The sequence below is a fragment of the Asprobacillus argus genome, from assembly GCF_032248395.1.
Taxonomy (GTDB): Bacteria; Bacteroidota; Bacteroidia; order Flavobacteriales; family Flavobacteriaceae; genus Polaribacter; species Polaribacter argus.
The window spans coordinates 502373-527901 of sequence record NZ_JAVTTO010000002.1 but is presented as its reverse complement, the minus strand read 5'-3'; the positions used below and the strand labels follow the sequence as shown (position 1 = coordinate 527901).

The 25529-nt window shown below is 33.0% G+C and carries 24 protein-coding genes; all 24 read left to right on the top strand.

The genetic code is table 11. The annotated features are described in order from the left end of the window. Nucleotides 1-56 precede the first annotated feature (56 nt). The 24 genes from RQM59_RS06105 (at nucleotide 57) to RQM59_RS05990 (ending at nucleotide 25528) form a co-directional block, all read left to right on the top strand. Nucleotides 57-911, top strand: coding sequence for an ABC transporter permease (locus RQM59_RS06105; protein WP_349241199.1), 855 nt, complete (start codon nucleotides 57-59; stop codon nucleotides 909-911). After that, complete coding sequence (locus RQM59_RS06100; RefSeq protein WP_349241198.1) at nucleotides 912-2180, top strand: ABC transporter ATP-binding protein; 1269 nt, start codon at nucleotides 912-914, stop codon at nucleotides 2178-2180. An 8-nt stretch (nucleotides 2181-2188) separates the two neighbouring features. After that, nucleotides 2189-2938 carry a TylF/MycF/NovP-related O-methyltransferase gene (locus RQM59_RS06095; protein WP_349241197.1) on the top strand — a complete coding sequence of 250 codons (750 nt, stop codon included), beginning with the start codon at nucleotides 2189-2191 and terminating at the stop codon, nucleotides 2936-2938. A gap of 2 nt (nucleotides 2939-2940) precedes the next feature. Beyond that, nucleotides 2941-3645: a class I SAM-dependent methyltransferase gene (locus RQM59_RS06090; protein WP_349241196.1), complete on the top strand. Its 705-nt coding sequence runs from the start codon at nucleotides 2941-2943 to the stop codon at nucleotides 3643-3645. Further along, the gene (locus RQM59_RS06085; RefSeq protein ID WP_349241195.1) at nucleotides 3642-4736 is read left to right on the top strand and encodes a glycosyltransferase; all 1095 of its coding nucleotides are present in this window, start codon (nucleotides 3642-3644) and stop codon (nucleotides 4734-4736) included. Before RQM59_RS06090 ends, RQM59_RS06085 begins: the two co-directional genes overlap by 4 nt. Next, nucleotides 4733-5671 (top strand): glycosyltransferase family 2 protein, encoded by a 939-nt coding sequence (locus tag RQM59_RS06080; RefSeq protein WP_349241194.1) that lies wholly within the window; start codon nucleotides 4733-4735, stop codon nucleotides 5669-5671. The genes RQM59_RS06085 and RQM59_RS06080 overlap by 4 nt, the downstream gene beginning before the upstream one ends. Further along, a complete protein-coding gene (locus tag RQM59_RS06075; protein WP_349241193.1) occupies nucleotides 5664-6494 on the top strand; it encodes a glycosyltransferase family 2 protein in 831 nt (276 codons plus the stop codon). Before RQM59_RS06080 ends, RQM59_RS06075 begins: the two co-directional genes overlap by 8 nt. A gap of 60 nt (nucleotides 6495-6554) precedes the next feature. After that, nucleotides 6555-7358: a glycosyltransferase family 2 protein gene (locus RQM59_RS06070; protein ID WP_349241192.1), complete on the top strand. Its 804-nt coding sequence runs from the start codon at nucleotides 6555-6557 to the stop codon at nucleotides 7356-7358. Between the two features lie 91 nt (nucleotides 7359-7449). Continuing rightward, nucleotides 7450-8352 carry a hypothetical protein gene (locus tag RQM59_RS06065; RefSeq protein ID WP_349241191.1) on the top strand — a complete coding sequence of 301 codons (903 nt, stop codon included), beginning with the start codon at nucleotides 7450-7452 and terminating at the stop codon, nucleotides 8350-8352. Then, on the top strand, nucleotides 8352-9350 hold the full coding sequence (locus RQM59_RS06060) for a glucosamine inositolphosphorylceramide transferase family protein (RefSeq protein ID WP_349241190.1): 999 nt from the start codon (nucleotides 8352-8354) through the stop codon (nucleotides 9348-9350). The genes RQM59_RS06065 and RQM59_RS06060 overlap by 1 nt, the downstream gene beginning before the upstream one ends. Before the next feature lie 4 nt (nucleotides 9351-9354). Next, nucleotides 9355-10488: a glycosyltransferase family 4 protein gene (locus tag RQM59_RS06055; protein ID WP_349241189.1), complete on the top strand. Its 1134-nt coding sequence runs from the start codon at nucleotides 9355-9357 to the stop codon at nucleotides 10486-10488. Between the two features lie 5 nt (nucleotides 10489-10493). Next, nucleotides 10494-11648 carry a glycosyltransferase gene (locus RQM59_RS06050; RefSeq protein ID WP_349241188.1) on the top strand — a complete coding sequence of 385 codons (1155 nt, stop codon included), beginning with the start codon at nucleotides 10494-10496 and terminating at the stop codon, nucleotides 11646-11648. Continuing rightward, nucleotides 11638-12828 carry a glycosyltransferase gene (locus tag RQM59_RS06045; RefSeq protein WP_349241187.1) on the top strand — a complete coding sequence of 397 codons (1191 nt, stop codon included), beginning with the start codon at nucleotides 11638-11640 and terminating at the stop codon, nucleotides 12826-12828. Before RQM59_RS06050 ends, RQM59_RS06045 begins: the two co-directional genes overlap by 11 nt. Continuing rightward, nucleotides 12829-13833 (top strand): N-acetylneuraminate synthase family protein, encoded by a 1005-nt coding sequence (locus tag RQM59_RS06040; protein ID WP_349241186.1) that lies wholly within the window; start codon nucleotides 12829-12831, stop codon nucleotides 13831-13833. It abuts the gene before it with no gap. Continuing rightward, nucleotides 13833-14987 carry a UDP-N-acetylglucosamine 2-epimerase gene (neuC, locus tag RQM59_RS06035; RefSeq protein WP_349241185.1) on the top strand — a complete coding sequence of 385 codons (1155 nt, stop codon included), beginning with the start codon at nucleotides 13833-13835 and terminating at the stop codon, nucleotides 14985-14987. Before RQM59_RS06040 ends, neuC begins: the two co-directional genes overlap by 1 nt. Beyond that, nucleotides 14988-15686 (top strand): acylneuraminate cytidylyltransferase family protein, encoded by a 699-nt coding sequence (locus RQM59_RS06030; RefSeq protein WP_349241184.1) that lies wholly within the window; start codon nucleotides 14988-14990, stop codon nucleotides 15684-15686. A gap of 3 nt (nucleotides 15687-15689) precedes the next feature. Then, nucleotides 15690-17393, top strand: coding sequence for an asparagine synthase (glutamine-hydrolyzing) (gene asnB / locus RQM59_RS06025; protein ID WP_349241183.1), 1704 nt, complete (start codon nucleotides 15690-15692; stop codon nucleotides 17391-17393). Nucleotides 17394-17400: 7 nt separating this feature from the next. After that, on the top strand, nucleotides 17401-18789 hold the full coding sequence (locus RQM59_RS06020) for a hypothetical protein (RefSeq protein ID WP_349241182.1): 1389 nt from the start codon (nucleotides 17401-17403) through the stop codon (nucleotides 18787-18789). Beyond that, nucleotides 18786-20366, top strand: coding sequence for a glycosyltransferase family 2 protein (locus tag RQM59_RS06015; RefSeq protein WP_349241181.1), 1581 nt, complete (start codon nucleotides 18786-18788; stop codon nucleotides 20364-20366). The genes RQM59_RS06020 and RQM59_RS06015 overlap by 4 nt, the downstream gene beginning before the upstream one ends. Then, on the top strand, nucleotides 20363-21046 hold the full coding sequence (locus RQM59_RS06010; protein ID WP_349241180.1) for a class I SAM-dependent methyltransferase: 684 nt from the start codon (nucleotides 20363-20365) through the stop codon (nucleotides 21044-21046). The genes RQM59_RS06015 and RQM59_RS06010 overlap by 4 nt, the downstream gene beginning before the upstream one ends. Nucleotides 21047-21055: 9 nt before the next feature. Then, complete coding sequence (locus RQM59_RS06005; RefSeq protein WP_349241179.1) at nucleotides 21056-22081, top strand: glycosyltransferase; 1026 nt, start codon at nucleotides 21056-21058, stop codon at nucleotides 22079-22081. Continuing rightward, entirely contained in the window at nucleotides 22045-23193 is a 1149-nt protein-coding gene (locus tag RQM59_RS06000) for a glycosyltransferase (RefSeq protein ID WP_349241178.1), read from the top strand. The genes RQM59_RS06005 and RQM59_RS06000 overlap by 37 nt, the downstream gene beginning before the upstream one ends. 3 nt (nucleotides 23194-23196) lie before the next feature. Continuing rightward, entirely contained in the window at nucleotides 23197-24522 is a 1326-nt protein-coding gene (locus RQM59_RS05995) for an O-antigen ligase family protein (RefSeq protein WP_349241177.1), read from the top strand. After that, nucleotides 24509-25528: a glycosyltransferase family 4 protein gene (locus RQM59_RS05990; RefSeq protein WP_349241176.1), complete on the top strand. Its 1020-nt coding sequence runs from the start codon at nucleotides 24509-24511 to the stop codon at nucleotides 25526-25528. The genes RQM59_RS05995 and RQM59_RS05990 overlap by 14 nt, the downstream gene beginning before the upstream one ends. Nucleotide 25529 lies beyond the last annotated feature (1 nt).

The following is a 25529-nucleotide window of genomic DNA, read 5'->3' as shown; positions in this document are numbered from 1 at the left end:
TTCAAAATGTTAATTTTTCTTAAAAAAAAGTATATTTGTTACTCAATGATTTATAAATGAAGAGTGAAAAATGGCTTTTCGAGATTACCCCCAAATCCGGATTACTTGATCTAAAACTAAAAGAGGTGTGGCGTTATCGCGACCTCTTAATGCTATTTGTCAAAAGGGATGTTATCACTTTGTACAAACAAACTGTATTAGGACCGCTTTGGTATGTAATCCAACCATTGTTTACAGCTGTTATATTTACACTTGTGTTTAATAAGATTGCAGGAATAGAAACAGAGGGAATACCTCCTTTTCTCTTCAATTTAGCTGGAATCACCATCTGGAATTATTTTAAGGAATGCTTAACCGCTACATCGGATACGTTTAAAAAAAATGAAGCCATTTTTGGAAAAGTATACTTTCCAAGAATAATCATACCCTTGTCCATAGTCATTTCAAATTTATTGAAGTTCGGAATTCAGTTAGTGATCTTCATAGCGTTTTATATATATTACGTTCTAAAAGGCTCCGTAATTACTCCAAATAGCTATTTAATTCTGTATCCACTTATTATTATTTGTATGGGAATTATCGGACTTGGGTTAGGGATGATCATATCTTCTATGGTAACAAAGTACAGGGACCTTACATTTTTGGTTGCTTTTGGTATCCAATTACTGATGTACATGTCTGCTGTCATGTATCCAATTGCCATTATTAAAGAAAATTTGGCAGATTATGCATGGGTTGTAACATATAACCCGTTGGCATACTTAATAGAGTCAAGTCGTTTAGTACTATTAGATTCTGGGGATGTGAGTATACAAGGACTTATTTACACAGGTGTTGTATCTGTGAGTATTTTATTTTTAGGAATTATAGTATTTAATAGAACGGAGAAGACATTTATTGATACGATTTAGATGAAGAACGAGGTTATTTTAAAAGTTGATAACGTTTCCAAGCAATATAGATTGGGACTTAGAGGAACAGGTACCTTGAGTCATGATATCAACAGGTGGTGGGCCTCGATAAGAGGAAAGGAAGATCCGTATCTAAAAATTGGTGATCAAAACACCAGAGATTCAAAAGGGGAGTCTGAATATGTTTGGGCACTAAAAGATGTTTCTTTTGAAGTAAAACAAGGGGAAGTATTAGGAATTATAGGAAAAAACGGTGCGGGTAAGTCTACACTTTTAAAAATACTATCTCAGATTACGAGTCCATCTTTAGGTATTATTAAATCAAAAGGGAGGATTGCTTCGTTATTGGAGGTTGGTACCGGTTTTCATCCTGAAATGACAGGGAGAGAAAACATCTATTTGAATGGAGCTATACTTGGAATGACCAAGAAAGAGATTACATCAAAATTGACAGAAATCATTTCATTCTCTGGTTGTGAACGATATATAGATACTCCTGTTAAGCGTTATTCGAGCGGAATGAAGGTGCGATTAGCATTTGCCGTAGCTGCACATTTGGAACCAGATATTTTAGTGGTTGATGAAGTGCTGGCTGTTGGTGATGCTGAATTTCAGAAGAAAGCGATTGGAAAAATGAAGTCTATTTCAAAAGGAGAGGGAAGAACTGTGCTTTTTGTAAGTCATGATATGAATGCTATTTCTACCATTACGGAAAAGGTATGCATTTTAAAAGATGGAATGCTCCAATATTACGGGGAAACGGATTTAGGAATTAAAACCTATTTATCCGATGCTTCCAATATAAATGATTATAAAGTAGAAGTTCATAATGAAAGACCCCAGATTATCAGAGCTGGCGTAACGACGAGTTTGCCGAATTTTATTCATGAGTTTGGAAAACCATTAGAAATTTCATTTGACGTTAATATTCCAGAAGAAATTGAAAATTTAGCCATATCTTTTCAAATACTGGATGAATTCCTAAATCCGATAACGCACATATGGAATTTTGATGCAGACGCAAATACGACGAGACCTTCGGGTATTTTTACATTTAATTGTCATATGGAAAACCCGTTGTTGTATATGGGGAATTATTCTGTAAGAACGTATCTTTCAGATTCAAAATCTAAAGAACGTTTTGACTATATTGATAGTTCTTGTAGCTTTAGAGTTGAGATGATGAAAAAGGCAAGAAATGACTATCAGTGGTCTTCAGGAGCAGCAAAATACCTGGAGAAATATAAATGGAGTATTAACAAGAGTTAATAAAATACATGTTCAAAAAAGTTAAAAAGAAGATTAAATCTTTAGTAAAAGAAGAAAATAGTAAGCCGCAAATAAAGAATAATGCGGACTTTACAAAAGAAGAACATGTCATTGTTGGAGAAGTTACTCCCTATACATCAACTGGGCCTGATAGAATAGTTAGCCTAATTAACGCAACTAAACATATTGTTGAGCACAATATCGAAGGAGTGATCATAGAATGTGGTGTTTGGAGAGGAGGAAGTATGATGGCTGTATTAAGAACACTAAAGAATTTAGGAGTTGAAGATAGAGAGGTATACCTATATGACACCTTTGAAGGAATGTCTGAACCAACGGAAGAGGACAAATCGATTAGAGGAGAATCCGCTTTAAATGCGTATGCCGAAAAGAAGGAGGGGTGGGATAAAATAATCTATTATTCTTCATTAGATGAAGTGAAAGAGAATATTAGTTCTATTGGTTACGCCGCTGAGAATATTCATTATGTAAAAGGAAAAGTAGAGGACACGATCTCAAACGACTCTATTCCAGATAAGATTGCGCTACTGAGACTTGATACAGATTGGTACGAATCTACCAAACACGAATTGGAATTCCTATTTCCAAGATTGGTTTCTGGGGGCATCTTAATTATTGATGACTACGGCCATTGGGAAGGCTGTAAAAAGGCGGTAGACGAGTATTTTAGTAAAAATAAGATCAACATATTTTTAGCACGTATTGATTATACGGGAAGAATAGGAGTAAAGATGTAACAATGGACGAAAACTTTATCACAAATAAGTTAACCAAAGATAACTTAGATAATTATTTTATCCGCACTTCTATTTTTAAGTGCATACAAAACAATACGCATTTGTTTTCTGGAAAATTATTGGATTCCGGATGTGGCAAAATGCCCTATAAAAGTTATATCCTTACTAATAGTGAAGTCGAAGAGTATATAGGGTTAGATATAGAAAACTCATTAGAGTATGATGCTAAAATAAAACCTGATGCTACTTGGGATGGAATTACTATGCCTTTTGAAGATAACTCATTCGATTGCATTTTATCTACAGAAGTACTAGAGCACTGTTTTGATTTCAAGCATTATATTAAAGAAAACGTAAGAGTATTAAAACCAGGGGGGTATTTCTTTTTCACAGTGCCTTATCTATGGCCACTTCATGAAACCCCTCATGATAATTTTAGATATACTCCATTTGCGTTACGCACCGCTTTTAAAGAATTCAATAAAAGAGAAGTTGAAATATTTGCCTTGGGTGGTTGGAATGCAAGCCTTGCAACAATGTTGGGATTGTGGGTAAGCAGGTATGTTTCCAAAAAAAAATCTAGATATCTAAAACCTTTGTTCTTACATATCATTAAGAAATTGATTAAGAAAGATAAGCCACCAAAAGAATTTAACGATAATACGATGATAACCGGTTTGTATGGTTATGTAAAAAAGGATTTGTGATTGCTCAAAAGAACATAGCGCTCATCTCTCCAAGTAAAGAAGCTTATTCTGAAACCTTTATTCAAATGCATAGAAAAGGAATCTATGGGAATGTGGTTTATTATTTTGGCGGAGAATTACCTATATATAATGATATAAGAGGTAAGCTAGCTACTTTACTTTTGAAAATACGATATAGGTTTTCTAACACAAAAATGCTCTATAAAGAGTATGTTCTTCTAAAGTCACTTAAAAAGGAAAAGATTGATGTTATTGTTGCTGAGTATGGAACAACAGCGACAAGTGTATTAAATGTTTGTAAGAAAGCAAAATTGTCCTTGATTCCTATTTTTCACGGATATGATATCCATATTAATGATGTCGTGGAAAGAAATAAGGATCAATACAAAGCATTGTTCTTATATAGTAAGAAAGTTATTGCCGTTTCGCATTCTATGAAACAGAAACTGGTGTCCTTGGGTTGTGAAGGAGATAAGGTAATGGTTACTCCATGTGCGCCGGATGATTATTTTTTTGAATTGCAGCCTGATTTTTTATTAAAGAACGTAATATCTGTCGGAAGATTTGTTGAAAAGAAAGCTCCACATATTACGATCAAAGCATTTTCTAGAGTGATAGAAAAACATCCTTATTCTAAGTTAATGATGGTAGGTCAAGGACCAATGTTTGATAGATGCAAACGACTTATAAATGAGTTAAATATGGAAGGTAGCGTTTTTCTGCTAGGTGTAAAGAGTAGAGAGGAGATACGCAGGCTGTTTTTGAAATCCTCCATATATGTTCAACATTCAGTAGTTGCCAAAAACGGTGATTCAGAAGGAACACCTGTAAGCATTCTAGAAGCACAAGCAGTAGGATTACCAGTTGTTTCAACTATGCATGAAGGAATTAAAGATGTGATTGTCCATGGTGAAACAGGCTTTCTGGTTGATGAACATGATGAAATTGAAATGGCAGAGAAAATAAATACGTTACTCGATAATCTTTCTATAGCCAAATTAATGGGAAGTAATGGGCGAAAAAAAACATTAGAGAAGTATACTAAAAAAGTGCATTTAGATATTATTAACTCTATTATTTATTCAGAATGAAAGAGGCCGTTGTTTCCATAATCATTCCGCTGTATAATAGAGAAAAACTTATTATTGAAACCATTGAGTCTATTTTAGCACAAACCTTTGAAGAATGGGAATGTATTATTGTTGATGATCATTCTACAGATAATAGCTATGAAGTAGTAGAAATTTATGCTAAGAAAGATCGAAGAATTCAAGTATTTAAAAGACCAGATCGCTTAAAAAAAGGTGCGAACTCTTGTCGTAATTATGGTTTTTCAAAATCCAAAGGAGCTTACATTCAATGGTTTGACAGCGATGATCTAATGTTGCCAGAGATGTTGACGTTGAAATTAAATGCTTTTCAGAGCCATTATGATTTTGTAGCTTGCAAGTTCAGCACTTTTGAACAAGGTACTGATAACATGAGTGTGCCGAATTTCGAACTTAATAAAGGGCTCATTCCGGATTATCTTTGTGGAGATATTCCTATAAATACTCCAATGGTTCTTTGGAAAAGATCAATAGTAGAAAAGGAGAAATTTAATGAAAATCTTACAAGAGCACAGGAACTAGATTTTATATCCAGGGTATTCATATTTAAGAATCCTAATGGAATATTATTGGATAAAAATTTAATAAAGGTTAGAGAACATGATGCTTCCATTACAGGAGAATATAATGCCGGAGGAAAGATACAGATCAGAGATGAGGTGAATGTTAGATTCAACATTCATTATTTATATGAAGGATATAAGAAAGCAACATTGTATGGTTATTATAAAGCTCTTAAGAAGGCATTACAAAACAGATTCTATAGGTTATCTATAGCGCATTTGCTTAAAACATTGTTTAAGATCGAGTACAGATTTAGTAGTATTCAATTGAAGTTATTATTTGTTGCTATATCTTTAGCTATATTTGGAAAAGGTCTGGAAAGATATAAATCTATAATTAAGAAGTATGAGTAAATTGAAGCAAGACACCCCTTTAATATCTGTAATTATTCCTTGCTATAATACGGCAGAATATGTGGAGGATACAATTGCTTCATTATTAGAACAGTCCTATGCAAACTGGGAGGCCATTTTAGTAAACGATGCCTCCCCAGACAATATACTTGCTATTATAGAACCCTATGAAAAAAAAGATAAACGGTTTACCATTATAAATAGTAAAGTCAATTTAGGACTATCCGGCGCTAGAATTGAAGGAATCGCTAGTAGCAATGGGAAGTATATTTTTCCTTTAGACTCCGACGACTATGTTGATGCTAACTATTTTGAGAAAGCTATAAAGATTCTTGAGAATGATGAGTCTATCGAGGTTTTGTACTCAGATACTATGAAATTTGGAGCAGTGAATAAAGTGTTTGAATTAGAAGAATATTCACTTCCTTATTTGTTAAGAAAAAACTGTATCGTCGCTTCTGCTTTTTTTAGAAAGAGCACGTATGATAGGGTCGGTGGCTACTGTGATAAATTGGAGTTTCTTGAAGATTGGGACCTCTGGATATCTATCTTAAAAAATGGTGGAAAAGTGCATAAAATTAATGAACCATTGTTTTTTTATAGAGTTAGAGAAACTGAATCGTTGGTAAATACCATGTTTAATGATATGGAAAAGTACCGTGAGCATCATGATATTATTTTTAAAAGACACACTGAAGCGTATTTAACACATGTTGGTAACCCCATTTTAATCGCTAGAGAGTTAGACAATCTAAAAAGGCAGAATAGCACAAAATCAGTATCTTTTGTTAAGAAGATATATAAAAAATTCTTTAGAAAATAAATGTTGTTATCTGTTGTCATCTTATCAAAAACCAGTTCTGAACACCTGTTTAATACAACGATGAATTGTATTAATTCTTTAATGAGCTCTGAAGATTTCAATAAAAAATACCAACTAGAAATAATTGTAGTTGAAAGTAATAACGAATATGATATATCCTATACGTTTCCTGAAAATGTAAAAGTAATTGTTCCAAAAGAGCCTTTTGGTTTTCATAGGTATTTAAACATTGGAATTCAAAACGCTTCAGGAGACTTTCTAGCACTTTGTAATAATGATCTAATATTTCACCAGTCTTGGTTTTCTGAAATAGTTAAAGTCAGTACGGAAAGACGGGATATTCTTTCTTTTAGTCCAATTGACCCAACCAAGGAACTACATAAGTTTTCGAGTGATTATGTCTTAGGATACAAGGTAACACAGCATATAAAAGGCTGGTGTTTAATTTGTAAAAAAGAAGTATTCCAAAAGATAAAAAGGCTAGACAATCGATTTACATTCTACTATTCGGATAATGACTTTGCGCTAACACTTTTGTATCATGGTATCAAGAACGCTGTAGTTTCAGCCTCTCATGTAGAGCATCTGCATAAAATAGCAACAAAAGAATCTAGTACAGAAAAAGATAGATTTCTAGAACCTGATAGTGCAGGAAAGAAAATACCTAAGTACTTATATCATGATTCTTTAAAATGGATATTACAAGACAAAAGAGTTTTGCATGATCACCTTATCTATTATAATAAATGGGGAAATCCAAACTCAATGTATAGGATAGCCAAATATGCCGAATCCTTAAATAATTTAAATTTGAATGTGCTAACGAGAATTCTTTTAGGAGTTAAAAGAGCTTTCAAAATCTAGTACATAAAGATAATATACTATGTCTGGCAAAAGAAGTAAATTTATTTACAAATCCATAAAAGCTAACCTTAAAATTTGGGTCAAATTTTTATTGGGAAAAAAAGAACATGTTGCTGGTAATAGGTATATAAATGCTACTGAAGAAGACGTATTACAGACCTTGGATAAAGTATTTGAGGGATATAAGAAATATGGAGCGATTAACGAGACAGATATTAAAGGTAAACGAATACTAGAAATAGGACCAGGAGACAGTTTTGGTATTGGCCTTAAGTTTTTGTTTTTGGGAGCTAAATCAGTTGTTTTTTTTGACAAGTTCTATGCAAGGCGTGATGAGGTTCTACTGAAAGAAGTATATCGTAGAATGCTTTTAAGTCAAAACAAATATACATTTGATCACCTTTTTGACAATGCTTTATTACCTAAGAATCATTGGAAATATATTTACGGAAAAGGGATTGAACAAATTAGTGCCACAAAAGACCCATATTTGTACCAAGAACCTTTTGATTATATAATTTCCAATCAGGTAATTCAAGAAGTATATGCCTTAAAACCTGCATTTAAAAGAATGATAGATCTATTGGCAATAGGTGGGAAAATGGTACATCATATAGATTTTGAACCCTATAATTATTTCAGGTATCATTTGGATCAAGAATATGACTTTCTAACCTTTAGTGAGATTACATATAAATGGATGGTAAACAAAAGAGGGATGTCTAATAGGAAGAGAATTAATGAATACATTAGGATTTTAGACAGTTTTAAAAATATTAAGTATCAGTTTTTTGTGTATTCTTGTTTTTTGGACAAGAAAAAAATGGATGAGGAGTATATTATTTATCCTAACTTCCCAAAAAATATAAAAGATTATTACGAGCCAATTATTTCTAAGCAGAAGCCAAATTTCGCAAATAAATACAAAAAATTACCTATTGAGAATTTTATGGTTGGGAATACATATTTGGTGATTGAAAAAATGGATAATTAGTGAAAGTTGTTTATATCATATTTGTATGTATAGTCCTATGGAGCTTTGCCATATTGGTATTAAGATATAGAACAAGAACGCACTCCAATAAATTTATCCTTAAGTTCTTGCAAATACTTCCAAGTTTCTTTGGATTTACTTCCAAGGTAAGGGGCTGGAGCATCGCTACTTTCAGAATCAATAAAGGTATAAGTGAAATTACCATGTTAGATGTTCCTAAACAACGTCAATGGTTTCAGGTAAAAAATAAAGAGTGTGGAGGAGTGGCAGACCCTTTTCTAATCAAACATAATAATCGGTACTACATGTTTTTTGAATATGAATATAAAAAGCCTCTTTATAAGGATGCAGATATCGCTTACGCAACTAGTAAAGATGGTATCAATTGGACATATAAAGAAAAGATATTAGAAGAGTCATTCCACCAATCATTCCCATATGTTTTTAAGATGAAAGGTGATTTTTATATGTTGCCGGAGTCCTATCAATCTAATCAAGTTAGATTATATAAGGCTATAGATTTTCCAAAAAAATGGATTTTGGATACCGTGCTATTTGAAGGCAAGAAGTTGGTAGATACGATCTTTTTAATTAAAGATTCTGTATACTATTGGTTCACAACAAACCTAAATACCAGTGAGCTTTTATTGTTTTATTCTGATTCCTTTAAAGGAACATGGGTACAACACCCATGTTCTCCTATTTCGAAAGACATAAGCAATAACAGAAATGCAGGAGCGATAATTGAAGAAGAAAATCACTATTATAGATTAGCTCAAGATGCTACAGAGGGATATGGATCTGGAGTCAACTTGTTTGGAATAGAGAAAATATCTAAACAAGAATATCAGGAAAAACTGATAAAAAAGCCTTTTCTTTATAAAAATAAAGGAATGATAAAAGATGCCTTGCATCATGTTTCTTTTTTGGAGGAAGATGAACATATTGTGGCTATTGATGGGGCTAATTTTGCTATAAGAGGTATTGAGATAAAATAATAGTATGAGCACGATAAAAACAGTTTTGATGTCTACTGCCTGGTTACCGTTTAATGCTGTTGGTAGTTGGACTACAGAAATGGATTATTTACTGAAGAGAGAGAATCAATTAGATTATGTTATTGGGCCTAGATCTGCAGAGCATATGGAGAAACCCAAGCAGATTTTTATAGACGAGGTTTCCTTCTTTGATAAGATACGATCAAAAAAAGAACCATTGAATAGGTTCAACCCCTATATCAGAGCATTACGACGTGTTGTGAGTAAAGAGGATAGAATCCTCTTACAAGTAAAGGACAATTTTGGAATGCTTAAAGCAGTATTAGCATATATACAGAAAAATGACTTAAGAAAGAAAATCTATGTGCAATACCATTTTCATAGCTTTTATCCATTTACTTCCGACGAACATATTTTATCACAAATAGATGAATTGGTATTACTTACCAAGAGCTCATACCAAAGCTTCCAGCGAGTGTTAAACACTTTTCCTATGAAAGTAACAATATGCCCGGACGGTGTAGATTCTGATACTTTCAAACCCGTTATACCCAAGGAAAAAGAAGCGTTAAGAATAAAACATGGAATAGATAAAGAAGCATTGGTTTTTGTTTGGTGTTCTCAAGATAGGAAAAAGAAAGGATTAGATCTTACATTAGAATTGTGGTCTAAACTTACCAAAGTTCATAGTAATATTCATCTTTGTGTTATTGGTTTAACTCGTGATGTACAACTTAAAAATGTTACTTTTTTTGGAGAATTGCTCAATAACGAATTGATAGAATATTATCAATTGTCAGACTTCTACTTGTTTCCAACACTTTGTCAGGAAGGATTTGGTTTAAGCCTATTAGAAGCACTTAAGTCGGGAGCATACTGTATTGCCGCAAACAATGGAAGTGTGTCAGAGCTTTTAAACGAAGGAGAATATGGAAAGCTTATCGAAAATCCAAATATGATTGATGATTGGATTGAGGGTGTCAATGATGCCATTTCTATATATGAAGAAAACGATCGGATAAATCCACATATAGAAAAAATTCCGAAAAATCTATATGATATTCACGATTGGTATGTGGCGTATAATGATTTAATACAAAGAGCTAAAGAGTCATTTAATTTTAGATTTTACATATAAACTCTATGAAAATCTTATTTGTTTGCCAACAATATATTCATTCGGCCAGATGGATTAATCAACTTAAAGATTCTGGGCACGAAATTTTTGTATTTGATGCTTTGGACAAACCAATACATGAAACATTAAAATGGACCCATTTTTTTACTGATTGGTCAAAAAGAAAAGTAAAGCCAATACGTGGTGAATATACTGTGTATAAAAAGTTTCCAGGAATTTATGATTATATCAGCCCGTTATTAAAAGTAACTGCTAGTGAAAAATTGATAGAAGTTATAAACGAAATACAACCAGATCTTGTACATTCCTTGGAAATGCAATCACAGTCGTATCATCTATTAAAGGCAAAAAAGAAAATTGATTTTAAATGGGCATATTCATCTTGGGGGAGCGATCTTTTCTTGTACAAGGATCACCCATATCATGCAAAGAAGATAAAAAGGGTGTTGAATAGGATAGATTATGCATATGTAGATAATTCAAGAGATGAAGATTATTTAAAAAAATTAGACCTTAGTATGAAGGTCATGCCAATTTTGCCAGGAGGAGGAGGGTATCCTATTGAAACTTATAGACATTATATGCAGCCTGTTTCGAAAAGAAAACTTATTCTAATAAAGGGTTATGATCATTGGGCAGGTAGAGCTTTAAAAATATTAAGCGCTGTAGAAAGTATAGTAGATCAGTTAAGAACGTATCCAATTTATGTGTACTCTGCACACGATAAAGTTATAGATAGAATAGCCTATTTAAACAGAAAGTTTAATCTTCAAATCGAGTACTCCTCACGTTTTGACCAAATATCTCAGGAAGAATTACTGCAAAAATTCGGAAATGCTAAAGTTTCGATAGGTAATAGTATTTCTGATGGTATTCCAAACACGCTTCTCGAGGCTATGCTATTAGGGGCTTTTCCAATTCAATCTAATCCAGGAGGTGTTACAGAAGATTATATTGAAAATGGCGTTAATGGATTATTGATTGATAATCCAGAAAATATCGAAGAAATTGCTGAAATAATACTATTGGCTCTAAAAAATGAAGAACTCATTAAAAAAGCTTTTGAAACAAATCAAGAGAAAGTCAAAGTATTGGAATATACTGATATCCAAAAGAAAGTTTTAGAAACATATACTAAAATTGAGAAAGATGTCGGATAAGAAAGTATTCTTTATGGTAAACGCAGGAGAAATATCTCCTGATAAAAGTGGCGGAGCTTCTGTATATTATAGCCATATACAACTTCTTCATGCAATCGGATATCAAGTTCATTTAATTGTATGCATATGGGATAATATCACGAAATACAACCCGAAAGATTATCAAAAAGTACAAGACCATATTAAGGAAATAACTCCGTTTTACACCGTAGAAACCCCAGGTAATAAAGGATTTAAAAGGCTGTATTATGCATTGGTCGATCCTTTAAGGTTCGAATATGCTTTCTTAAATCGAAAAAATTTGAACAACTTAAGGCAGCTATTACATGCTCAAAAATATGATCTGGTTTGGTGCGAATGGCGTTGGACGGCAATTCTCTATGCTCGATTAAAGGAAAAAGTGAAAGCCATTTATTCGCATCATGATTGGGAATATAAATTAGCAAAACATAAAAACAGAGACACGATAAAGCAAAAGTTTCATCAGTTTCAAAAGAAAAGAGGAGAGTTTTCTTTGGTAAAAAGTTTTACAGCCTCTGTATCCGGATCGTATACAGAATCGATAGAAATTGAAAAAATAACAAAGAAAAAAGCATTGTACTTACCTACTACATATGTCACAAAGAAAACTGTTAAGGAAATAGGTGAGACTTCATTAGTTCATTTGGGCGGGATGAACACCACTGCTAATAGAATAGGTCTAGAGCGATTCTTAGATGTTTGCTGGAAAAGAATAAAGCAATCACACCCAACTATAAAGTTAAAGGTAGTAGGGAGCATGTCTCACGCAACTCCGAGTTTGTTAGAAAAAGTTAAGGACCACGCTATCAAGGTTGAAGGATTTGTTGAAGACTTGAATACTGTAATGTATTCTAGTGATATTCATATCATTCCTTGGGAATATAATACAGGAACACGCACCAGGTTACCGGTAGCTTTGAATTTTGAGCAGGCAGTTGTGGCAACAAAAGCTTCAATAAAAGCATTTCCAGAAATGATAAATGATAAAAATGTGTTACTTTGTGATACGTTGGAGGATATGACGGTCAAAATAAAGTCTTTGTTGGAAAACCCAGAAAAGAGAGCATATTTAGGTAAAGCAGGAAAAGAGACTTTTTTGGACACTTTTACATTAAATGGCCAATTAAAGAAATTCGAAACTTTTATAGAATCAATATAAATGACATTTATAATAGCGGAAATAGCTCAAGCACATAATGGTAGTTTAGGTATGGCACACGCATATGTGGATGCCGTGGCTAAAACAGGTTGTGATGCTATAAAATTTCAAACCCACATTGCTGAAGCGGAAAGTAGTATTCATGAACCTTTCAGAGTTCAATTTTCTACACAAGATAGTACGAGAATGGCCTATTGGAAACGAATGGAATTCTCATTAGATCAATGGAAAGAAATAAAAGCGCATTGCGATGATGTAGGCCTTGAATTTATGAGTTCTCCATTTAGTAATGCAGCAGTAGATTTACTAGAAGAAGTAGGAGTAAAGAGATATAAAGTAGGTTCCGGAGAAGTTAGTAATTTTGTGTTATTAGAAAGAATTGCTCAAACCAAAAAACCAATCATCATCTCTTCAGGAATGAGTTCTCTTTCCGAACTAGATGCCACTATAGATTTTTTGAAAAAAAGGAAAGTTCAATATTCAATATTGCAATGCACAACTGCATATCCTACCATTCCTGAGCAATATGGTCTCAATATGATATCTGAATTAAAGCATAGATACGAAACAACAATTGGTTTTTCAGATCATTCTTCAGAAGTAGCTACATGTATAGCAGCCAGGACATTAGGAGCAGAAATACTAGAATTTCATACTGTTTTTGATAAAGAGATGTTTGGTCCTGATGTTACTTCTTCTTTAACCATGAAGCAAACAAAAGAGCTGGTGCAAAGTATACGGAATTTAGATATTGCCTTTCAGCATCCTGTAAAGAAAGATAATACAGAGAATTTTGACCATTTAAAAGCTATTTTTGAAAAGTCTTTGGCGATAAATAAAGACCTTAAAAAAGGACATATTATTAATTTTTCTGATCTTGAAACAAAAAAACCAAAAGGATATGGTATTTCGGCAAATCAATATGAAACTATTCTTGGCAAAAGATTAAATAAAGACTTGGATAAATGGAGTTTTTTAAATGAAAATGATATAACTAAAGAATAATGAAAGAAAGAAAAATATGTGTTGTAGTAACTGCCAGACCTTCATATAGTAGAGTAAAGACATTGCTTTCTGCAATAGAAGAGCATTCAAATCTAGCATTACAATTAGTTATAGCGGGTTCTGCACTATTGGATCGATATGGAAGTATAGTTGATTTTATAGAAAGAGATGGTTTCGAGATTACAGAAAGAGTTTTTATGGTCTTAGAAGGTGAAAATCCAACTTCCATGGCTAAAACTACAGGTTTAGGAGTTATGGAACTAGCCAACGTATTTCATAAGCTTCAACCAGATGCAGTAGTAACCATAGCCGATAGATTTGAAACCATTGCTACCAGTATAGCGGCTTCTTATCAAAATATACCTCTGATTCATATACAAGGAGGGGAGGTTACAGGTAATATTGATGAAAAGGTACGACATGCGAATACCAAATTGGCGGACTTACATTTTGTCTCTACCGAAGATGCATTGGAGAGGGTGGTACATATGGGGGAGGATCCAGATAAGGTATTTAATACTGGATGTCCATCTATAGATATCGCGGCAAAAATTAGTCAAGAGCCCTTAGGTTTTGACCCTATTGAAAAGTATGGAGGTGTGGGAGAAACCATTAACTGGGAAAAAGGGTATGTTGTTGTAATGCAACATCCTGTAACAACAGAATATGAATCGGCTAGAGAAGATGTTCTCAAGACTTTAGAAGCGGTTCATGAACTTGGTATTCCAACATTTTGGTTTTGGCCTAATGTAGATGCCGGATCAGATGGTACTTCAAACGGAATAAGAACGTTTAGAGAATTGTCAAAACCAAAAAACATTCACTTTTTTAAAAACATGGAATCTGATGATTTCTTAAAATTACTAGTACATAGTAAATGTTTAATAGGAAATTCAAGTGCAGGAATTCGAGAATGTTCTTTTTTAGGTGTTCCCGTGGTTAATATTGGCACAAGACAACATAGACGACAAAGAGGTGGTAATGTTGTAGATGTTTCCTACAATAAAGAAAAAATTAAACAAGCAATACAGGAAAGAATGACCTTGGGTAGATTATCTTCCGAATCCATTTATGGAGACGGCCTTTCTGGAAAAAGGATAGCGGATATTATTGCGAAGACACCACTTACTTTTTATAAAACCATACGATACTAAATGAATATTTTAGGGATCATACCAGCAAGAGGTGGTTCTAAGGGAGTACCAAATAAGAACATTAAACTGCTCGATGGTAGACCTTTACTTGCTTATACTTCAGAAATAGCATTGGCATCTAAACAATTGTCAAAAGTAATTTTAAGTTCCGAAGATCAGCGAATCATAGATGTCGCTAAAGACCTACAAATCGAAGTTCCTTTTGTTCGACCAAAGCATTTAGCTGAAGATAATACGCCAACACTACCAGTATTGCTACATGTCTTAGATTTTTATGAAGCGCAAGACATTCATTTTGATGCTGTTTGTATATTGCAGGTTACTACGCCTTTTAGAACAGTAGCATTTTTAGATCAAGCCCTTAAAAAATTTAAAGAAACATCTATAGATTCATTAGTATCGGTGCTCGAAATTCCGCATGAATATAATCCGCATTGGGCATTTATACATAATGATGATAATATGCTTAAAATAGCAACCGGAGATGAACAAATTATTAGTAGAAGACAGGAATTACCTAAGGCTTTTCATAGAGATGGCAGTATCTATATTACAAGAACAAATATCTTAAAAGAAAGAAAATCCTTGTTTGGCGATACTATCGGGTACATAGAGTCTTCAAAAGATACATATGTAAATATTGATACACTATCAGATTGGGAAAAAGCTGAAGAACTAGCAATACAATTAAATAAGTAGCCTATGTGTGGGATTGCCGGTATTTTAGGAGAAAAAGCCTCAAGAGCTTCGTTAGAAGCAATGCTGGATAAGCAAATGCATCGAGGTCCAGATGATACAGGAATCTATATTGATGATAAAATAGCTTTAGGTCATAATAGACTTTCAATAATAGACCTTTCCCCTGAAGCAAATCAGCCTTTTCATGATGTAACCAAAAGATATTACGTAATATTCAATGGAGAAATCTATAATTATTTAGAGCTACGGAAAGATTTGGAGTATCCTTTTTCTACTTCTTCAGATACTGAGGTTTTACTGGCCGCCTATATAAAATGGGGGAGTGAATGTCTTCATAAACTGAACGGAATGTTTTCGTTTGCTATATGGGATAGTGAGCATAAAAAACTTTTTGCAGCTAGAGATCGTTTCGGTGTAAAACCTTTTTATTACCATCAAGATCGAAATAACTTTGTTTTTGCCTCTGAAATAAAGACTTTACACGCATTAGGTATAAATAAAGAACCTAATAGATCAGTTTGGGCAAATTACTTTTGCTATGGTAGTTATGGAATGCCTACAGAAACTTTTTGGAAAAATATACATCAATTACAAGGTGGGCATTATCTAGAAATAGATAGAGATGAAATTTCCATCAACAGATGGTATTGTTTCGAAGATATTATAAAAGAAAAACAAGCTGTCTTTAAGGATCAGGATGTAAGAAATCAATATGTTGAGCTTTTAAAGGACAGTATCAGGTTACGATTTAGAGCCGACGTAACCGTTGGTTTTAACATAAGTGGAGGCTTAGACAGTTCTACACTATTATCTTTTGTTAATCAGACTCAAGATTCAGAAAGAATTAATGCCTATACATTTTATACAAATAATGAAATGTATGATGAATTACCATGGGCGAGAGAAATGATCGAATATACTGAGCATCCGCTTCACGAGGTGTTATTGTCTGTAAAGGAGGTCAAATCTTTGGCTTTAAAAATACATGATTACCAAGAGGAACCCTATGGTGGAATTCCTACCATAGCATACGCCAAGATATTCGAAAAAGCTCGAAAAGATAATGTTCTTGTGTTGTTAGATGGTCAGGGAATGGATGAGCAATGGGCAGGATATGATTACTACTTCAATACTGATAACCAACAAGTCATTCAAGGAGTTAAAACATCTCCATTTAGAAAAAATGTATTGTCCGATGAACTTTTGACGCGTGCTCAAAAACCGGAATACCCTGAATATTTTGAAGATGAACTTTTAAACAAGCAATATAGAGACCTTTTTTACACAAAAATACCGAGAGCGTTGAGGTTTAATGATCGAATTTCCATGGCATATAGTACGGAGTTAAGGGAGCCTTTTTTAGATCATAGATTGGTTGAATTTGCTTTTGCTTTGCCAAAGAAATATAAGATCAGAGAAGGAGTTCAAAAGTATTTACTTAGGGAGATCGTCTCAGAAACTCTAAGTAGTCATATTTCATATGCTCCTAAGAGACCATTACAAACACCTCAAAGAGAATGGCTTTCTAAAGAATTGAGTAGTTTGGTGGGCGATTCGTTAGAAAGGATCAAAAACTCTGTTTATAGCGATTGGTTCAAGACGGAGGCATTAGAAAAAGAATGGATTTTATACAAACAAGGAAATAACGATTCAAGTTTTCATATATGGCAATGGTTGAGCCTAGCTTTTATAATAGATGGAAATTAAGATGCATATGAAAAGAAAGCTAGTTGTCATATTACCAAGAGGAGAGGCCATCAAGAACTTTGTGTATTCAGGGATATCAGATGCACTTAAGGAAGAATATGAGCTTGTTTTTTTCTCAGTAATTCCAAATGCAGAAATTAAAACATATTTAAAAGGTAAATGCGATTATTTATATGAGCTTGACTCTGAGAGTAAAGATAAAAAGTACGCATCAGAAGTAAAAAAGTGTATACAAATCGCACATGCAAAGAACTTAAATTCTGTTACAGGAAATTTAAAATTGCTAAAAGACGATGTCGATAGCAAAAAGAACTTTTTATCATCTCTATTAAGAAAAATAAGAAAAAAAATTGCGTACAATTATGCATCCGATAAAAAGCTAAAAAACCTTACTTCCTATTATGTGAGGTTACAGTACAAGAAGAATAAGGTAAAGTACTTTGAAAAATTGCTCAATGAAATACAACCTAACCTAGTATTTAATGGATCTCATATTCATAATTACTTTTCTTTGGATCTTTTATACGCGTGCAAAAAATTAAACATTAAAACGGCTGCTTTTTTATTTTCATGGGATAATCTTACTTCCCAAGGAAGAATTATACCAACTTATGATTATTATTTTACCTGGAATGAAAAAATAAAAGGGGACCTTTTAAAATATTATCCATTTCTTAGTAACGATGTAGTTTTTGTTACTGGTAGTCCTCAATTTGACTTTCATTTTATTGATGACTTTATCTATACTAAAGAAGAGCTATACGATTTACTTGAAATAAAGTACGATAAGAAGATCATCTTGTATTCAACAGGGATGGCTTATTACACACCTAAAGAAGACATTATTGTATCAGAATTACATGAAAGGCTTAAAAAGATAGATCCAAACTTACAACTGGTTGTTCGTATATATGCAAAAGATGATAATAGCGTATACTATGCCTTACGAGATCAGGATAGTTCTCTCAAAATTCCTGATCATTATTGGGAGCTGAACCATTTAACCCCTACACTAAAGGATATTAAATTATTTACAAGTTTAGTGAAGTACTCTAGTATTGGAATTAATGTAGCTTCTACTGTAAGTCTAGATCTAGCGATACATAATATACCTGTGCTTAACATTGCATTTAACCCTCCAAATGTGGATGTTTATCCAAATGATTATAGAAAGATCTATGATTTTGACCACTATAAACCTATTGTAGCTAGTGGAGCTGTTTCTTTAGTATATGATCTTGATGATTTCGAAGAACAAGTAAAGGCGTATATGAAAGATCCTCATAAAGATGAGGAGGCCCGGAAAAAATTGATACACGATTTCTTTGGACAAAGCCTTGAAAAGGACAAGAAAACTGTTTTCTTGGAGGTTTTTAATACTATTTTTAGAAAATGAAAGCAATAGGGTTAGTATTATTTAATGGAGATGAGCGTGTCACATGGAGTCATGGACCTGTCTATTCTATAGAATATACTACCAAAGCACTTTTAGAGGTGAGAACCTCTATTCTTAATGAAAATATAGATTATATTTTATTTTGGGACTTTAAGAATAAGTTACCGTCCAACAAAGAATTAGAAGATGTCATAAAAGAGAAAGGAACTTTTTGGCATATAGGCTCCATTTTAGGGTTAAAAGATAAGCCTAGTCTAATAGAAATTGTTCAACCTACAAATATGAACAATGTGAGAGTGGATGCATCTATAAGTCACTCTTCATGGAAAGTTACATTTAAAGGATGTTTACTTGAGAGAAATATATTTGAGTCCGTTGTACTTCAAAATTACAGTAACTCTCTAGACATTATAGGGTTGGATTTTGGGTATAATGCTATGATTCTCGGAGCAATGCCTAGATTTAGTAAAAATCTGGCTATGAATGTGAAACATGAAATAAATACGAAGATAAGGCCTAAAGATGAGTTGGCATTTATAAAGAAAAACTTGGATAAAAAGGCCTTTATATGGTGCTATATGATAAAGGTTTTCAGCATAAGTCCGTATACATTTGTAAGATTGATGTCTTTGAAAAGAAATAAAAAGAACAGTGCTATTAAGAGAAGGTATAATGATAATAACCTTACCACAATAAGTGAAGTACAGGTTTCAGTTGTTATTGCCACATTAAATAGATATAAGGTATTACAAGAAGAGCTTAGAGAACTTAGAGAACTTGTTCCATCGCCTAAAGAAATCGTGATTGTAGATCAAACGCCAGTCAAAGAAAGAAATTCTACGTTTCTCGAAGAGTTTTCAGATCTTTCTATACAATATATTACTACAGAAAAGATAGGTCAATGCTCGGCAAGAAATACAGGAATTAAGGCTGCCGAAGGAAACTATATTTGGTTTTTAGATGATGACATGAAAGAATTTCCTAAAGACTATTTATCAAGACATTTGAAAACATTACAAGAATATAATGCAGATGTATCTTGTGGTATTCCAGATGAAGTAGGAACTGATTTTATGGATAGATCGACCAAACACGTGTTTCTTTCCGATGGATTTCCAACAAACGATGTGGTGGTAAGAAAAGATTTGTTAGAAAATGTAGATGGATTTGACGAAGCTATGGACCAATTGCAGAGTGAAGATCAAGAAATAGGCCTTAGATTGGTTAAGAATGGCGCCTTAAGCGTAAAAAACAATCAGCTACGCCTATTACACTTACGAGCACCTATAGGAGGATTAAGAACACATAAAGTAAGGAAGAGTACGTTTTCCGCTTCTAGAAAGAGTGTGTTTAAAAGAAGACTATTGCACTATTCAGAGATATATTTAAGTAAAAAGCATTTTCCAAGAAAGAATGTTTTTTATCTTTTACTTTTAAACCTCCGAGGAACTTTTATAGTACGAGGCAATGTCTTTAAAAAAATTATAAAAATAATTATAGGCATAATTTTATTGGTACCTACTATATTTGTATTGAGTCGAAAGAATTACTTAGCCAACCAAATGATTAAAAAATGAGACGAATATATCCAGATATTAGCGCACCTAGTTTTAGATCACTTTTCTTCTTTGAATTAAATGGTAAACTCGGTAAAGTTTTTTTCAAGCATAAGAGCAATATTAATAAGAAAAAGAATGTAAGTCCGCTTTTTCTGGATATAGGTGCTGGAAGGCATTATACCGATGGCTGGGTACATGTTGATTTTTACAAAACGAGAATTAGAAAGTTTTGGAAAAAATACCAGGGAAACATTCCTGATATAGAAACTGATCTTAGAGATCCATTAAATTGTGATAGTAATATTGTTGACGGTATTTACTCAGGACATACGCTTGAGCATCTTTTTCCGAATCATGCAAATCAATTATTAGAAGAATGTTTCAGGGTGCTAAAACCTGGTGCTTGGTTGAGAATTAATGTTCCAGATTTGAAAAGGGTTATCGATTTCTATAATAATAAAATAGAGTTACCACATTTTAAATATAAAGCAGAAGCAATTGGTCACCTGACGCAAAACCACGGACATTATTCTGTATGGGATGAAGAATTATTGGTAAATACATTAAAAGAAATAGGTTTCGTTGATGTGAAAGAAGTAGCTTTTGGAGAAGAAGGAACAGATCCTAGATTAATAAAAGAAGAGCCATATAGAAAAGACGAAACATTAGTCGTCGAGGCAAGGAAGCCCAATTCGTAATAACATATTTTGAAAATATTACAAATTATAGATATTCTTGATGTAGGTGGGGCAGAAAGAGTTTTTGTTAACATGTGCAACTTGTTGCATTCTAACAAAATAGATGTTTCTGCTTTGGTGTTTGGGCGTAAAGGAAAGCTAGAAGGTACACTCTCGAAGAAGATTCCAAGAATCGATTTTAAAAGGAAAGCAAAATATGGTATTGGTGAATGGTATGCACTCTCCAAAATACTAAGACAATATGATATTCTGCATGTACATATGCGACACAATTTTGTCTATATAAAGTTAATTGCCACCATATTTAGAGTAAATGTAAAAATAATATTACATGATCATTCTAGTAATTTTGACCATGTAAGCATACCGTTAAAGAGCTTTCTTAGGCCAAACTATTTTATTGGAGTTTCAAAACAGTTAGTAGAATGGTCAAAGAACACATTGGGCGTTCAAAAAAATAAAACATTCTTATTATATAATACCGTACTTAAAGAGCGAATAGATGTATTGGCTAAAGATAAAGAAGGCATTGTTGTTGTAGGTAATATAAAACCTGGAAAGAATCAATTGTTCGTAATAAACCTGATGCCTTCTATACATGAGGATGTTACCTTTATAGGAAAAGTACAGGATTTGTCCTATTTTCAACAATTGAAAGATCGTATCAATACATTGAACTTAGGTAACAGAGTCACATTTATGACAGAGATTGATAATGTTCAATATCAATTACCCAAATTTAAACTAGCATTAATGTCTTCAACTAAAGAAAGCGGTCCATTAGTGCTTATAGAATATTTGGCTCAAGATTTACCATTTGTCTCTTATAAAACAGGAGAGGTTAGTAATCTTTTAGAAAAAGAAATTCCTGAATTTTTCTTATCAAGTTTTGAAGAATCGTTATGGATTAAGAAGATAAAAGAAATATCAAATTATAAAGGATTGGAGTTGAGCACTATTTATGAAAAGCTTTTTTCTCCTTCCAAATACATTCAATTATGTACAGACATATATCAAAAGGTAGTCAGCTCTTAGTGATCTCGGATACAGGTATGCTAATGCATAATGGAAGAAAATATGCATTTGGGCCAGTTGTTCGCGAGTTTGAATACTTGTTAGATATCTTTGATAAGATTATATGGATTGGATATCTAGATGAGAATCCAGATACCCTAAATATCTTTGACGAAATTAGTAGCGCTCGTATAGAAATTGTACCGCTTAAAAAAATAGGAGGTAAGCGGTTTATTGACAAATTGAAAGTGATTCTTAGGTATCCGTACATGTTTTTCTCAATATACAAATACATTAGACGATCAAAATATATACATACTAGATCTCCATCGCACCCGGCATTTGTGTCTATGATTTTTTCGTTTTTTTTCAAAAGAAAAAGATTTTGGCATAAGTATGCCGGAAGCTGGATTGACGATGCTCCTTGGTTCTACAGAGCTCAAAGAAATCTGTTAAAAAAATTAGGGAATAACAGCAAAGTTACCATCAACGGTAATTGGGAATCTAAGGATACCATTTTATCTTTCGAAAACCCTTGTTTAACCGCTAAAGATCGAATACTAGGAAATACATTTTTAAAAGAAAAGGATATAAAGCATAAGATCAACTTTTGCTTTGTAGGTGCGTTAAATGGTCAGAAGGGAGTAGATAAGATTTTAGATGCGTTTTCTTCTTTTTATGATGAAAGAATTGGGGAGATAAACGTTGTTGGAGATGGTGTAAAAAAAGAAGATTATGCAACAAAAGCGAGGAGCTTAAAAAACAAATTTAACTTTTATGGTTTTTTGAACAAAAGTGAATTGATAAAGGTGTATGAAAAATCACATTTCTTATTGTTGCCGTCAAAAAGTGAAGGTTTCCCAAAGGTTATAGGAGAAGCTATGAATTTTTGTTGTATCCCAATTAGTTCTAATGTTTCTTGTATAGATCAATACATTGAACATCGTAAAAATGGCTTTTTAATTGAACCAAATACTGCAGAGAGATTAAAAAGTATTGCAGAAGTATCTACATCCATGACAAATGATGTATTTTTAGGAATAATAAAGGATAATTATAAAGATTCTAATGTTTTTACATATGATAATTATGTGAAGAGAATCCAAACAGAAATCTTTGAATTAGATCAATAACTATTGAGGTTTTTTCTTTTAAATAACAGACTTAATTTAATAGTGCTACATGCGCTTATTGGCGCGGTAGTTGCATTTGTTCCAATATCCAAACTTCTTAGTACAATATTAGTAGTAATAAGTGTTCTTTGGATCATTAAAGCTAGAAGTAGTGAAAAAGCGGCAATCTATGCAGCGGCATATTTAACTGGTGCTGAAGTCTTTTTTAGGATGACTAAAGGTTTCATCTTCTATGAAACAGGTAAGTATGGTGTTTTTCTTTTTTTGCTTCTTGGTAGTATTTATGGTAGAAACACCAATAAACCCAACGCTTTGTTTATCTTATATATACTACTACTGTTATTAGGCGTGGTTTTTTCCAGTGTTCCGGCAGGTGACTCTATAAGGAATTCGATTGTATTTAATTTAAGTGGCCCAGTTATTTTAGGTTTTTGTGCGTTTCATTTTTACGGAAGGAAAATAAGTAAGAAAACGTTGTTCCATGCGATGTTTTTTATGCTTATGCCTATTATTTCAATGACTTCATTTTTATACTTTAGGACTCCAAGCATTGAAGAAATCGTTTTTGGAACTGTTGCAAATTTTGGAACCTCAGGAGGTTTTGGACCAAACCAAGTTGCTACCATTTTAGGCCTAGGAATATTTATTATTGGCGCTTTTTTAATTACAAAAAGAAAGTTAACGGGATATATGCTCTTGGATGGGATATTATTGGTTTATTTGATTTACAGAGGATTATTAACGTTCTCTAGAGGAGGAGTTATTGCAGCAGCCATTTGCTCTGCGTTCTTTTTAATTTTTTATGTATTATCTCAGCAGCAAAGCATCAAACTAACGTTAAAAATATTAGGAGCTTCGTTCTTCGTTTTAGCTGGAGTTTGGCTATATACTTCAAATATTACTGGAGGCATGTTAAATAACAGATATGCAGGAAAAAATGCCCTAGGAGTAGCTAAAAAAGACATTACATCGGGAAGGTTGGATATATTAAAGGAACAGCTTAATAGTTTTTATGAATCACCCATATTTGGTATCGGTGTGGGTAATGGTAAATATAAAAGAATAGAAGGTATCAAGAAAGTAACGGCCGCATCTCATAATGAAATCGGTCGACTTATTGAAGAGCATGGTCTAGTTGGATTGGCAAGTTTATTTTTACTAATTGGTATTCCTGGAATTATGTTTTTTAGGTCTAATAATTATCAAAAAGCTTTTTTGCTTGCGTTCTTCTTGTTTTGGTTTTTAACCATAGGGCATTCCGCCATGCGGATAGCATTTCCTAGTTTTATTTATGGCCTTTGTCTTATTGATATTTATGATGATGAATAAAAAGGTCATTGTATATATAGGAAATGATTTTTCAAAAAGATCAAATTATAATTCGACAATGAATACATTGAGTGGTCTTTTTGAAACAGAAGGGTATCAAGTCGTAAAATCATCCGGGAAAAAGAATAAGTTCTTGAGAATATTAGCTATGTGTAGCACTGTGCTGAAATATTCAAGAACTGCGGATTACATTCTTATTGACACTTTCAGCACACTTAACTTTTATTATGCTTTGGTGGTATCCCAATTAGCCAGAGCCTTAAAAATAAGATATATTCCTATATTGCATGGAGGGAATTTACCCAAACGACTAGATAACAACCGGGCGTTGTGTAAAGCAATTTTTAAAAATTCATATAAGAATATTGCTCCTTCTATGTATTTGAAAACACATTTTGAAAAGAAGCATTATAAAACCGAGTATGTTCCTAATGTAATTACAATAAAGGATTATTTCTATAAAGAAAGAAAAGTAATCACTCCAAACTTATTGTGGGTTAGAGCTTTTGATAAGATATACAATCCACAAATGGCGATTGAAGTACTCTATCATGTGAAGAAACTATACCCTGAGGCCAAACTTTGTATGGTTGGACCAGAAAAGGATCAATCACGAAAACTTTGCGAAAACCTGATATCTATGTACGAGCTGATAGACGCCGTTACGTTCACTGGACTTCTGAGAAAAGAAGAATGGCATCATTTGTCAGAAAACTACGATGTTTTTATTAACACTACGAACATTGATAATACTCCTGTAAGCGTTATTGAAGCAATGGCGCTAGGTTTACCTGTTATTAGTACGAATATAGGAGGGTTGCCTTTTTTAATAGAGGATGGAGTCGATGGTATCTTGGTGAACTGTAATGATGCAGAACAAATGTCTCAAGAAATTTCTAAATTGATAGAAGAAACATCCATTAACATGGCTAGAAAAGCTAGAAAAAAGGTAGAACACTTTGATTGGACATATGTCGCAGAAAAATGGAAATCAATTTTAAGTTAAA

What these genes read in the sequence shown, in the direction of transcription:
- RQM59_RS06030 (WP_349241184.1), top strand. Translation starts at nt 14,988, where the DNA reads ATGAATATTTTAGGGATCATACCAGCAAGAGGTGGTTCTAAGGGAGTA.
- asnB (WP_349241183.1), top strand. Translation starts at nt 15,690, where the DNA reads ATGTGTGGGATTGCCGGTATTTTAGGAGAAAAAGCCTCAAGAGCTTCG.
- RQM59_RS06070 (WP_349241192.1), top strand. Translation starts at nt 6,555, where the DNA reads ATGAATTGTATTAATTCTTTAATGAGCTCTGAAGATTTCAATAAAAAA.
- RQM59_RS06015 (WP_349241181.1), top strand. Translation starts at nt 18,786, where the DNA reads ATGAAAGCAATAGGGTTAGTATTATTTAATGGAGATGAGCGTGTCACA.
- RQM59_RS06080 (WP_349241194.1), top strand. Translation starts at nt 4,733, where the DNA reads ATGAAAGAGGCCGTTGTTTCCATAATCATTCCGCTGTATAATAGAGAA.
- RQM59_RS05990 (WP_349241176.1), top strand. Translation starts at nt 24,509, where the DNA reads ATGATGATGAATAAAAAGGTCATTGTATATATAGGAAATGATTTTTCA.
- RQM59_RS06045 (WP_349241187.1), top strand. Translation starts at nt 11,638, where the DNA reads ATGTCGGATAAGAAAGTATTCTTTATGGTAAACGCAGGAGAAATATCT.
- neuC (WP_349241185.1), top strand. Translation starts at nt 13,833, where the DNA reads ATGAAAGAAAGAAAAATATGTGTTGTAGTAACTGCCAGACCTTCATAT.
- RQM59_RS06055 (WP_349241189.1), top strand. Translation starts at nt 9,355, where the DNA reads ATGAGCACGATAAAAACAGTTTTGATGTCTACTGCCTGGTTACCGTTT.
- RQM59_RS06000 (WP_349241178.1), top strand. Translation starts at nt 22,045, where the DNA reads ATGTACAGACATATATCAAAAGGTAGTCAGCTCTTAGTGATCTCGGAT.
- RQM59_RS06100 (WP_349241198.1), top strand. Translation starts at nt 912, where the DNA reads ATGAAGAACGAGGTTATTTTAAAAGTTGATAACGTTTCCAAGCAATAT.
- RQM59_RS06020 (WP_349241182.1), top strand. Translation starts at nt 17,401, where the DNA reads ATGAAAAGAAAGCTAGTTGTCATATTACCAAGAGGAGAGGCCATCAAG.
- RQM59_RS06050 (WP_349241188.1), top strand. Translation starts at nt 10,494, where the DNA reads ATGAAAATCTTATTTGTTTGCCAACAATATATTCATTCGGCCAGATGG.
- RQM59_RS06010 (WP_349241180.1), top strand. Translation starts at nt 20,363, where the DNA reads ATGAGACGAATATATCCAGATATTAGCGCACCTAGTTTTAGATCACTT.
- RQM59_RS06105 (WP_349241199.1), top strand. Translation starts at nt 57, where the DNA reads ATGAAGAGTGAAAAATGGCTTTTCGAGATTACCCCCAAATCCGGATTA.
- RQM59_RS06090 (WP_349241196.1), top strand. Translation starts at nt 2,941, where the DNA reads ATGGACGAAAACTTTATCACAAATAAGTTAACCAAAGATAACTTAGAT.
- RQM59_RS06040 (WP_349241186.1), top strand. Translation starts at nt 12,829, where the DNA reads ATGACATTTATAATAGCGGAAATAGCTCAAGCACATAATGGTAGTTTA.
- RQM59_RS06095 (WP_349241197.1), top strand. Translation starts at nt 2,189, where the DNA reads ATGTTCAAAAAAGTTAAAAAGAAGATTAAATCTTTAGTAAAAGAAGAA.
- RQM59_RS06075 (WP_349241193.1), top strand. Translation starts at nt 5,664, where the DNA reads ATGAGTAAATTGAAGCAAGACACCCCTTTAATATCTGTAATTATTCCT.